Here is an 11,274-nt window from a genome sequence, read left to right on the forward strand (position 1 = left end):
GATTAGTGCTGCAACAAAATGCGCCCGCGGCTCAAATCCGCCAGCTGCGTTTGCAGGGTATCGATCTGGCCTTCGCCGATCGCCAATTGCAGCTCTACGCCGTTGGCCGTGAACGTTTCTTCCACCACCAATCCACCCAGTTCCGCCACCCGAAGCTTCACCAGCGGCAACTCTGCAAAAGCACAGGCGCAACTCACCGGCACCCGACTGATCAACTCAATCTTCGCCGCCGCTTGCAGGCACTTGTTGGCACCGCCGCCATACGCTCGGGCGAGGCCACCGGTGCCGAGTTGAATGCCGCCATACCAACGAATCACCAGCACCGCGACCTGATCGCAATCCTGCGCGTCGATTGCCGCCAGAATCGGCCGGCCAGCGGTGCCGCCGGGCTCGCCATCGTCAGTGCTGCGGTAGTGGTCGCCAAGCTTCCAGGCCCAGCAATTGTGCGAGGCATTCACATCGCTGTGCTGTTCGATGAACGCCTGGGCTTCAACAGGGCTGCTGATCGGCGCGGCGAAAGTGATGAAGCGGCTTTTGCGAATCTCTTCGCGGTACTCGCAAAAACCGCTGAGGGTAAAAGGCATAAGTGTCTTAGATCGTTGGCGTCAGGCCGCAGCCCTTGAGAATGATGCGGATCAGGTTGTTGCCGGCGTCTTCCATGTCCTGCTTGGTCAACTTGGTGCGCCCGCTGACACGGCAGATCTGTGTGGCGAAATCCGCGTAATGCTGAGTGCTGCCCCACAACAGGAAGATCAGGTTCACCGGGTCGACCGGGTCCATTTTGCCGGCGTCGATCCACGCTTGGAACACGCCCGCCCGCCCCTGGAACCAGGCGCGATAGTCCTGGTTGAAATACTCGGTCAGGCACTCGCCACCGCTGATGACTTCCATGGCGAAAATCCGTGAGGCTTGCGGCTGACGACGGGAGAATTCCATCTTGGCGCGGATATAACGCGTCAACGCTTCGCCCGGATCATCTTCAGCGGTCAGGGTGTTGAAGGTGCTGTCCCACAACTGGAGGATGTTGCTCAACACCGCCACGTACAAACCGAGTTTGTTGGTGAAGTAGTAATGCAGATTGGCTTTGGGCAACCCGGCATTCAGGGCGATGGTGTTCATACTGGTGCCTTTGAACCCGTGACGGGCGAACTCGTCTTCGGCGGCTTTGATGATGGTCTCTTCGTTCTTCTGACGAATGCGGCTGGCAGGTTTGCCGCCGTGAGCGGGGACTTCAAAGGTCATAGGCACTTCCGAACAAGTGGGTGGGTACAACCAGTGCGTTGATAGCGCACCCACAGGCATCAGACAAGTCCTGACGCGATAAAACCTAGCGTGTCGCAGCCAGACTCTCCAAAAAGCTTTCCAGCACCAAATGCGGGCGACGGCCCTTGCGAGTGACCGATGCGAGGCTCAGGTCATAGAACCGCGCTTGCGGTTTCAGCGCACGCAATCGGCCTTGCTGCACCCAGAGGCTGGCGTAGTGGTCCGGCAGGTAACCGATGTAGCGCCCGGTCAGGATCAGGAACGCCATGCCTTCACGGTCCGAGGCACTGGCGGTGCAATTGAGCGCCTGGTAATGGGCCTGGATTTCCGCTGGCAAACGAAAGGTCGGCGCGATGGCGTCCTGGCTATTGAGGCGTTCGTCATCCAGTTGTTTATCGTCGACATAAAACAACGGATGACCGACCGCGCAATACAGTAGCGAGCGTTCGCTATAGAGCGGCTGATATTCCAACCCCGACAGCGCGCTGGCTTGCGGCACCACGCCGACATGCAATCGACCGTCGAGTACGCCTTGTTCGACTTCATTGGGCGCGATCATGCGGATCTGAATCTGCACGTCCGGACCGCGTTCCTTCAATTGCGCCAAGGCGTGGGTGATGCGCATGTGGGGGAGGGTGACCAGGTTGTCGGTCAGGCCGATGGTCAATTCGCCGCGCAGATGTTGGTGCAGACCGTTGACCTCGGTGCGAAAACTTTCCAGCGCACTTAATAGCTGCAAGGCCGATTGGTAAACCTCGCGACCTTCTTCGGTCAGGGAAAACCCGGCGCGACCACGCTGGCATAAACGCAGGCCGAGGCGTTGTTCCAGATCGCTCATTTGCTGGCTGATCGCCGAGCGACCTATGCCCAGCACTGATTCCGCGGCGGAGAAGCCGCCGCATTCCACCACGCTGCGAAATATTCGTAACAGGCGAATATCAAAGTCACTGACTTGCGCCAGCGGATCGGGGCGACGGTTGCTCATAGTTTAGTGATGACCTGACTGAACATTAGAAGAGTTGGGTTTTACCGACTTTATCCTCGTGGCAATTTAGCTGCAAGAACGCTTTTCATCTCCACGCCGCTTATTGCCCTGCGAGGTTTTGCCCATGAACGTGCCTGAAAACGCCCCGAGCTCCCTGGCCAGCCAGCTCAAGCTCGATGCTCACTGGATGCCCTACACCGCCAACCGTAATTTCCAGCGCGATCCGCGACTGATCGTGGCGGCTGAAGGCAGTTGGCTGATAGATGACAAGGGCCGCAAAGTGTATGACTCGCTGTCCGGTCTGTGGACCTGCGGTGCCGGGCATACCCGCAAGGAAATTCAGGAAGCGGTCGCCAAGCAATTGGGCACCCTCGATTACTCGCCAGGCTTCCAATACGGTCACCCGCTGTCGTTCCAGCTGGCTGAGAAAATCACCGACCTGACCCCGGGCAGTTTGAATCACGTGTTCTTCACTGACTCGGGTTCCGAGTGCGCTGACACGGCGGTGAAGATGGTTCGTGCTTACTGGCGTCTGAAAGGCCAAGCCACCAAGACCAAAATGATCGGCCGTGCCCGTGGTTATCACGGCGTGAACATTGCCGGCACCAGCCTCGGGGGCGTGAACGGCAACCGCAAAATGTTCGGTCAGGCGATGATGGACGTCGATCACCTGCCGCACACCTTGCTGGCGAGCAATGCCTATTCCCGTGGCATGCCGAAAGAGGGCGGTATTGCCCTGGCGGATGAACTGCTCAAACTGATCGAGCTGCATGACGCTTCGAACATCGCTGCCGTGTTCGTCGAGCCAATGGCCGGTTCCGCTGGCGTCCTGGTTCCGCCACAGGGTTACCTCAAGCGTCTGCGCGAGATCTGCGATCAGCACAACATCCTGCTGGTGTTCGACGAAGTGATCACCGGTTTCGGCCGTACCGGTTCGATGTTCGGCGCCGACAGCTTCGGCGTGACCCCGGACTTGATGTGCATCGCCAAGCAAGTCACTAACGGTGCGATCCCGATGGGCGCGGTGATAGCCAGCTCCGAGATCTACCAGACCTTCATGAACCAGGCGACGCCGGAGTACGCGGTGGAATTTCCGCACGGCTACACCTATTCCGCGCACCCGGTGGCTTGCGCTGCTGGCTTGGCAGCACTCGACCTGCTGCAAAAGGAAAACCTGGTGCAGAGCGTGGCCGAAGTCGCGCCGCATTTCGAGAATGCGCTGCACGGTCTGAAGGGCTCGAAAAACATTATCGACATTCGTAACTACGGCCTGGCCGGTGCGATCCAGATCGCGCCACGTGACGGCGACGCCATCGTGCGTCCGTTCGAAGCGGGCATGGCGTTGTGGAAAGCCGGGTTCTATGTGCGCTTCGGCGGCGACACCCTACAGTTCGGCCCAACCTTCAACAGCAAGCCGCAAGACCTTGATCGTCTGTTCGACGCGGTCGGCGAAGTGCTGAACAAAATCGACTGATTTCTCCCTCTATATAAGTACAAAACAGCAGACGCCCTCGCCGGGCGTCTGTGGACAACTTTTCAGGAGCCCCGCATGAGCCTTATCCCGCATTTGATCAATGGCGAACTGGTGACCGAAGACGGTCGTACAGCTGACGTGTTCAACCCGTCTACCGGCCAGGCGATCCACAAGCTGCCATTGGCCAGCCGCGAAACCATTCAAAAAGCCATCGACTCGGCCAAGGCTGCGTTCCCCGCCTGGCGTAACACTCCTCCGGCCAAGCGTGCTCAGGTGATGTTCCGCTTCAAGCAACTGCTGGAACAGAACGAAGGGCGTATCGCGCAGCTGATCAGCGAAGAGCACGGCAAGACGCTGGAAGATGCGGCGGGTGAATTGAAGCGCGGTATCGAGAACGTCGAGTTCGCTTGCGCAGCGCCGGAAATCCTCAAGGGCGAATACAGTCGTAACGTCGGCCCGAACATTGATGCCTGGTCGGACTTCCAGCCGTTGGGCGTGGTGGCTGGTATCACTCCGTTCAACTTCCCGGCCATGGTGCCGCTGTGGATGTATCCACTGGCGATCGTCTGCGGCAACTGCTTTATCCTCAAACCTTCCGAGCGTGACCCAAGTTCGACACTGTTGATTGCTCAATTGCTGTTGGAAGCCGGTCTGCCAAAAGGCGTGCTGAGCGTAGTGCACGGCGATAAGGCTGCAGTGGATGCGCTGATCGAAGCGCCGGAAGTCAAAGCGTTGAGCTTCGTTGGTTCGACGCCAATTGCCGAATACATCTACGCCGAAGGCACCAAGCGTGGCAAGCGCGTTCAGGCACTGGGAGGCGCGAAGAACCATGCGGTTCTGATGCCGGATGCGGATCTGGATAATACGGTCAGCGCACTGATGGGCGCGGCCTACGGTTCTTGCGGTGAACGTTGCATGGCGATCTCGGTGGCTGTGTGCGTCGGAGACCAGGTGGCGGATGCGCTGGTGGCCAAGTTGGTACCGCAAATCAAGGCTCTGAAAATCGGTGCCGGTACTTCATGCGGTCTGGACATGGGGCCACTGGTTTCCGGTCAGGCTCGCGACAAAGTCAGTGGCTATATAGAAGACGGTGTTTCTTCTGGTGCGACCTTGGTGGTGGATGGTCGTGGTCTGAGCGTGGCTGGTCATGAGGAAGGTTTCTTCCTGGGTGGTTGCCTGTTTGATAACGTCACGCCAGAAATGCGCATCTATAAAGAAGAGATCTTCGGGCCGGTGTTGTGTGTTGTCCGGGTTAACAGCCTGGAAGAGGCGATGCAGCTGATCAACGATCACGAGTATGGCAACGGCACCTGCATCTTTACCCGTGATGGGGAAGCGGCACGGTTGTTCTGCGACGAGATCGAAGTCGGTATGGTCGGCGTCAACGTACCGCTGCCGGTACCGGTGGCTTATCACAGCTTTGGCGGCTGGAAGCGCTCGCTGTTCGGCGACCTGCATGCGTATGGTCCGGATGGTGTGCGTTTCTACACTCGTCGCAAGGCCATTACCCAGCGCTGGCCACAACGGGCGAGCCATGAAGCTTCGCAATTCGCATTCCCTAGTTTGTAAGTAGAAGGGAAGAAGGCCGGCCCCTTGGGGCCGGTTTTTGCGTTTCAGGGGCTTTTTTCACCTATCTGACAGGATTGTGAAAATAGGTGTTGACGGCAGATTCTGGAAGTCTATAATTCGCCCCACTTCCGGCGCAGTCGAAACGGGAAACTCCTTGGTAAACAATGAGTTAAGTAGTTTTCGACAGCGAGTTGCTTCAGTTCATCGAAGCCCAGAAGGAGTTGAAAGAGCGGGGTTGTTTGGCTCTTTTAACGGTTCGATCTTCTCGGTCGAAAGCGGTGTAAAAGAGGTGTTGACAGCAGCGAGTAACGCTGTAGAATTCGCCTCCCGCTAACGAGAGATCGAAAGCGCAAGTGGTTGAAGTTACAAAGGAAACTTTGAAAACTTCTGAAAATAACCGCTTGACAGCAACAGAGGCTGCTGTAGAATGCGCGCCTCGGTTGAGACGAAAGATCTTAACCAACCGCTCTTTAACAACTGAATCAAGCAATTCGTGTGGGTGCTTGTGGAGTCAGACTGATAGTCAACAAGATTATCAGCATCACAAGTTACTCCGCGAGAAATCAAAGATGTAACCAACGATTGCTGAGCCAAGTTTAGGGTTTCTTAAAAACCCAAAGATGTTTGAACTGAAGAGTTTGATCATGGCTCAGATTGAACGCTGGCGGCAGGCCTAACACATGCAAGTCGAGCGGCAGCACGGGTACTTGTACCTGGTGGCGAGCGGCGGACGGGTGAGTAATGCCTAGGAATCTGCCTGGTAGTGGGGGATAACGCTCGGAAACGGACGCTAATACCGCATACGTCCTACGGGAGAAAGCAGGGGACCTTCGGGCCTTGCGCTATCAGATGAGCCTAGGTCGGATTAGCTAGTTGGTGAGGTAATGGCTCACCAAGGCGACGATCCGTAACTGGTCTGAGAGGATGATCAGTCACACTGGAACTGAGACACGGTCCAGACTCCTACGGGAGGCAGCAGTGGGGAATATTGGACAATGGGCGAAAGCCTGATCCAGCCATGCCGCGTGTGTGAAGAAGGTCTTCGGATTGTAAAGCACTTTAAGTTGGGAGGAAGGGCATTTACCTAATACGTAAGTGTTTTGACGTTACCGACAGAATAAGCACCGGCTAACTCTGTGCCAGCAGCCGCGGTAATACAGAGGGTGCAAGCGTTAATCGGAATTACTGGGCGTAAAGCGCGCGTAGGTGGTTCGTTAAGTTGGATGTGAAATCCCCGGGCTCAACCTGGGAACTGCATTCAAAACTGTCGAGCTAGAGTATGGTAGAGGGTGGTGGAATTTCCTGTGTAGCGGTGAAATGCGTAGATATAGGAAGGAACACCAGTGGCGAAGGCGACCACCTGGACTGATACTGACACTGAGGTGCGAAAGCGTGGGGAGCAAACAGGATTAGATACCCTGGTAGTCCACGCCGTAAACGATGTCAACTAGCCGTTGGGAGCCTTGAGCTCTTAGTGGCGCAGCTAACGCATTAAGTTGACCGCCTGGGGAGTACGGCCGCAAGGTTAAAACTCAAATGAATTGACGGGGGCCCGCACAAGCGGTGGAGCATGTGGTTTAATTCGAAGCAACGCGAAGAACCTTACCAGGCCTTGACATCCAATGAATCTGCTAGAGATAGCGGAGTGCCTTCGGGAGCATTGAGACAGGTGCTGCATGGCTGTCGTCAGCTCGTGTCGTGAGATGTTGGGTTAAGTCCCGTAACGAGCGCAACCCTTGTCCTTAGTTACCAGCACGTAATGGTGGGCACTCTAAGGAGACTGCCGGTGACAAACCGGAGGAAGGTGGGGATGACGTCAAGTCATCATGGCCCTTACGGCCTGGGCTACACACGTGCTACAATGGTCGGTACAGAGGGTTGCCAAGCCGCGAGGTGGAGCTAATCCCAGAAAACCGATCGTAGTCCGGATCGCAGTCTGCAACTCGACTGCGTGAAGTCGGAATCGCTAGTAATCGCGAATCAGAATGTCGCGGTGAATACGTTCCCGGGCCTTGTACACACCGCCCGTCACACCATGGGAGTGGGTTGCACCAGAAGTAGCTAGTCTAACCTTCGGGAGGACGGTTACCACGGTGTGATTCATGACTGGGGTGAAGTCGTAACAAGGTAGCCGTAGGGGAACCTGCGGCTGGATCACCTCCTTAATCGACGACATCAGCTGCTCCATAAGCTCCCACACGAATTGCTTGATTCATTGAAGAAGACGATAAGAAGCAGCCCTAAGGGGTTGTAGCTTGGTTGGTTAGAGCGCACCCCATGCTCTGTGGTAGAGAGCAGGGTGAGGTCGGCCTTGTAGCTCGAAATTGGGTCTGTAGCTCAGTTGGTTAGAGCGCACCCCTGATAAGGGTGAGGTCGGCAGTTCGAATCTGCCCAGACCCACCAATTTTGTGTGGGAAACGCCTGTAGAAATACGGGGCCATAGCTCAGCTGGGAGAGCGCCTGCCTTGCACGCAGGAGGTCAACGGTTCGATCCCGTTTGGCTCCACCACTAACTGCTTCTGTTGTTGAAAGCTTAGAAATGAGCATTCCATCGTGACGATGGTGAATGTTGATTTCTAGTCTTTGGCTAGATCGTTCTTTAAAAATTTGGGTATGTGATAGAAAGATAGACTGGACGTTACTTTCACTGGTAACGGATCAGGCTAAGGTAAAATTTGTGAGTTGCTCTTTATGAGCAAGAATCGAATTTTCGGCGAATGTCGTCTTCACAGTATAACCAGATTGCTTGGGGTTATATGGTCAAGTGAAGAAGCGCATACGGTGGATGCCTTGGCAGTCAGAGGCGATGAAAGACGTGGTAGCCTGCGAAAAGCTTCGGGGAGTCGGCAAACAGACTTTGATCCGGAGATGTCTGAATGGGGGAACCCAGCCATCATAAGATGGTTATCTTAAGCTGAATACATAGGCTTAAGAGGCGAACCAGGGGAACTGAAACATCTAAGTACCCTGAGGAAAAGAAATCAACCGAGATTCCCTTAGTAGTGGCGAGCGAACGGGGACTAGCCCTTAAGTGGCTTTGAGATTAGCGGAACGCTCTGGAAAGTGCGGCCATAGTGGGTGATAGCCCTGTACGCGAAAATCTCTTGGTCATGAAATCGAGTAGGACGGAGCACGAGAAACTTTGTCTGAATATGGGGGGACCATCCTCCAAGGCTAAATACTACTGACTGACCGATAGTGAACTAGTACCGTGAGGGAAAGGCGAAAAGAACCCCGGAGAGGGGAGTGAAATAGATCCTGAAACCGTATGCGTACAAGCAGTGGGAGCCCACTTTGTTGGGTGACTGCGTACCTTTTGTATAATGGGTCAGCGACTTATTTTCAGTGGCGAGCTTAACCGAATAGGGGAGGCGTAGCGAAAGCGAGTCTTAATAGGGCGTCTAGTCGCTGGGAATAGACCCGAAACCGGGCGATCTATCCATGGGCAGGTTGAAGGTTGGGTAACACTAACTGGAGGACCGAACCGACTACCGTTGAAAAGTTAGCGGATGACCTGTGGATCGGAGTGAAAGGCTAATCAAGCTCGGAGATAGCTGGTTCTCCTCGAAAGCTATTTAGGTAGCGCCTCATGTATCACTGTAGGGGGTAGAGCACTGTTTCGGCTAGGGGGTCATCCCGACTTACCAAACCGATGCAAACTCCGAATACCTACAAGTGCCGAGCATGGGAGACACACGGCGGGTGCTAACGTCCGTCGTGAAAAGGGAAACAACCCAGACCGTCAGCTAAGGTCCCAAAGTTATGGTTAAGTGGGAAACGATGTGGGAAGGCTTAGACAGCTAGGAGGTTGGCTTAGAAGCAGCCACCCTTTAAAGAAAGCGTAATAGCTCACTAGTCGAGTCGGCCTGCGCGGAAGATGTAACGGGGCTCAAACCATACACCGAAGCTACGGGTATCACTTAGGTGATGCGGTAGAGGAGCGTTCTGTAAGCCTGTGAAGGTGAGTTGAGAAGCTTGCTGGAGGTATCAGAAGTGCGAATGCTGACATGAGTAACGACAATGGGTGTGAAAAACACCCACGCCGAAAGACCAAGGTTTCCTGCGCAACGTTAATCGACGCAGGGTTAGTCGGTCCCTAAGGCGAGGCTGAAAAGCGTAGTCGATGGAAAACAGGTTAATATTCCTGTACTTCTGGTTATTGCGATGGAGGGACGGAGAAGGCTAGGCCAGCTTGGCGTTGGTTGTCCAAGTTTAAGGTGGTAGGCTGAGATCTTAGGTAAATCCGGGATCTTAAGGCCGAGAGCTGATGACGAGTTACCCTTTGGGTGACGAAGTGGTTGATGCCATGCTTCCAAGAAAAGCTTCTAAGCTTCAGGTAACCAGGAACCGTACCCCAAACCGACACAGGTGGTTGGGTAGAGAATACCAAGGCGCTTGAGAGAACTCGGGTGAAGGAACTAGGCAAAATGGCACCGTAACTTCGGGAGAAGGTGCGCCGGTGAGGGTGAAGCATTTACTGCGTAAGCCCATGCCGGTCGAAGATACCAGGCCGCTGCGACTGTTTATTAAAAACACAGCACTCTGCAAACACGAAAGTGGACGTATAGGGTGTGACGCCTGCCCGGTGCCGGAAGGTTAATTGATGGGGTTAGCTAACGCGAAGCTCTTGATCGAAGCCCCGGTAAACGGCGGCCGTAACTATAACGGTCCTAAGGTAGCGAAATTCCTTGTCGGGTAAGTTCCGACCTGCACGAATGGCGTAACGATGGCGGCGCTGTCTCCACCCGAGACTCAGTGAAATTGAAATCGCTGTGAAGATGCAGTGTATCCGCGGCTAGACGGAAAGACCCCGTGAACCTTTACTATAGCTTTGCACTGGACTTTGAATTTGCTTGTGTAGGATAGGTGGGAGGCTTTGAAGCGTGGACGCCAGTTCGCGTGGAGCCAACCTTGAAATACCACCCTGGCAACTTTGAGGTTCTAACTCAGGTCCGTTATCCGGATCGAGGACAGTGTATGGTGGGTAGTTTGACTGGGGCGGTCTCCTCCTAAAGAGTAACGGAGGAGTACGAAGGTGCGCTCAGACCGGTCGGAAATCGGTCGTAGAGTATAAAGGCAAAAGCGCGCTTGACTGCGAGACAGACACGTCGAGCAGGTACGAAAGTAGGTCTTAGTGATCCGGTGGTTCTGTATGGAAGGGCCATCGCTCAACGGATAAAAGGTACTCCGGGGATAACAGGCTGATACCGCCCAAGAGTTCATATCGACGGCGGTGTTTGGCACCTCGATGTCGGCTCATCACATCCTGGGGCTGAAGCCGGTCCCAAGGGTATGGCTGTTCGCCATTTAAAGTGGTACGCGAGCTGGGTTTAGAACGTCGTGAGACAGTTCGGTCCCTATCTGCCGTGGACGTTTGAGATTTGAGAGGGGCTGCTCCTAGTACGAGAGGACCGGAGTGGACGAACCTCTGGTGTTCCGGTTGTCACGCCAGTGGCATTGCCGGGTAGCTATGTTCGGAATAGATAACCGCTGAAAGCATCTAAGCGGGAAACTAGCCTCAAGATGAGATCTCACTGGGACCTTGAGTCCCCTGAAGGGCCGTCGAAGACTACGACGTTGATAGGTTGGGTGTGTAAGCGCTGTGAGGCGTTGAGCTAACCAATACTAATTGCCCGTGAGGCTTGACCATATAACACCCAAGCAATTTGCAGGCTTCGAGCTGAAAAGCGAAAGAGCACCAGATTGCGGTGTGTGAAGACGAACCGAACCGAAAGTTCGAGATACTCACAAAACACCAAACTATCGCATACCCATTCGCTGGAGCGTGAACCTGCAAAGGCCCACGACCTGGCTCCCGAATTTCTTGACGACCATAGAGCATTGGAACCACCTGATCCCATCCCGAACTCAGCAGTGAAACGATGCATCGCCGATGGTAGTGTGGGGTTTCCCCATGTGAGAGTAGGTCATCGTCAAGATTAAATTCCGAAACCCCTATCTGCGTATGCAGGTAGGGGTTTTG

At 54.8% G+C, this 11,274-nt stretch carries 5 protein-coding genes, 2 tRNA genes and 3 rRNA genes; 7 read left to right on the top strand and 3 right to left on the bottom strand.

Going from position 1 to position 11,274, the window contains the following annotated elements; translation table 11 throughout:
- Nucleotides 1-2 precede the first annotated feature (2 nt).
- The 3 genes from ACYZT7_RS04430 to ACYZT7_RS04440 form a co-directional block, all read right to left on the bottom strand.
- A complete protein-coding gene (locus tag ACYZT7_RS04430) occupies nucleotides 3-584 on the bottom strand; it encodes an IMPACT family protein (RefSeq protein ID WP_462040104.1) in 582 nt (193 codons plus the stop codon).
- A 7-nt stretch (nucleotides 585-591) separates the two neighbouring features.
- Nucleotides 592-1,242: a TetR/AcrR family transcriptional regulator gene (locus ACYZT7_RS04435; RefSeq protein ID WP_462040105.1), complete on the bottom strand. Its 651-nt coding sequence runs from the start codon at nucleotides 1,240-1,242 to the stop codon at nucleotides 592-594.
- 85 nt (nucleotides 1,243-1,327) lie between these two features.
- Nucleotides 1,328-2,248 (bottom strand): LysR family transcriptional regulator, encoded by a 921-nt coding sequence (locus ACYZT7_RS04440; RefSeq protein ID WP_462040106.1) that lies wholly within the window; start codon nucleotides 2,246-2,248, stop codon nucleotides 1,328-1,330.
- Between the two features lie 124 nt (nucleotides 2,249-2,372).
- On the opposite strand from ACYZT7_RS04440, the gene aptA reads away from it, so the two are divergent.
- The 7 genes from aptA (at nucleotide 2,373) to rrf (ending at nucleotide 11,230) form a co-directional block, all read left to right on the top strand.
- Nucleotides 2,373-3,722 carry an omega-aminotransferase AptA gene (gene aptA, locus ACYZT7_RS04445; RefSeq protein WP_462040107.1) on the top strand — a complete coding sequence of 450 codons (1,350 nt, stop codon included), beginning with the start codon at nucleotides 2,373-2,375 and terminating at the stop codon, nucleotides 3,720-3,722.
- Nucleotides 3,723-3,797: 75 nt separating this feature from the next.
- Nucleotides 3,798-5,291 carry a CoA-acylating methylmalonate-semialdehyde dehydrogenase gene (locus ACYZT7_RS04450; RefSeq protein WP_462040108.1) on the top strand — a complete coding sequence of 498 codons (1,494 nt, stop codon included), beginning with the start codon at nucleotides 3,798-3,800 and terminating at the stop codon, nucleotides 5,289-5,291.
- 626 nt (nucleotides 5,292-5,917) lie between these two features.
- Nucleotides 5,918-7,456: ribosomal RNA gene (locus ACYZT7_RS04455) — 16S ribosomal RNA — on the top strand.
- Nucleotides 7,457-7,617: 161 nt separating this feature from the next.
- Nucleotides 7,618-7,694, top strand: a tRNA-Ile gene (locus ACYZT7_RS04460).
- 30 nt (nucleotides 7,695-7,724) lie between these two features.
- Nucleotides 7,725-7,800: transfer RNA gene (locus ACYZT7_RS04465), tRNA-Ala, on the top strand.
- Nucleotides 7,801-8,049: 249 nt separating this feature from the next.
- Nucleotides 8,050-10,941 (top strand): 23S ribosomal RNA (locus ACYZT7_RS04470).
- 173 nt (nucleotides 10,942-11,114) lie between these two features.
- Nucleotides 11,115-11,230, top strand: a 5S ribosomal RNA gene (gene rrf, locus ACYZT7_RS04475).
- The 16S, 23S and 5S rRNA genes sit together here with 2 tRNA genes alongside, the layout of an rRNA operon.
- Nucleotides 11,231-11,274: the final 44 nt, after the last annotated feature.

The sequence above is a fragment of the Pseudomonas sp. RT4P38 genome (assembly GCF_054897765.1).

Bases quoted from the DNA above. Each gene is read 5' to 3' on its own strand.
- ACYZT7_RS04435 (WP_462040105.1), bottom strand. From the start codon at position 1,242: ATGACCTTTGAAGTCCCCGCTCACGGCGGCAAACCTGCCAGCCGCATT.
- ACYZT7_RS04450 (WP_462040108.1), top strand. From the start codon at position 3,798: ATGAGCCTTATCCCGCATTTGATCAATGGCGAACTGGTGACCGAAGAC.
- ACYZT7_RS04440 (WP_462040106.1), bottom strand. From the start codon at position 2,248: ATGAGCAACCGTCGCCCCGATCCGCTGGCGCAAGTCAGTGACTTTGAT.
- ACYZT7_RS04430 (WP_462040104.1), bottom strand. From the start codon at position 584: ATGCCTTTTACCCTCAGCGGTTTTTGCGAGTACCGCGAAGAGATTCGC.
- aptA (WP_462040107.1), top strand. From the start codon at position 2,373: ATGAACGTGCCTGAAAACGCCCCGAGCTCCCTGGCCAGCCAGCTCAAG.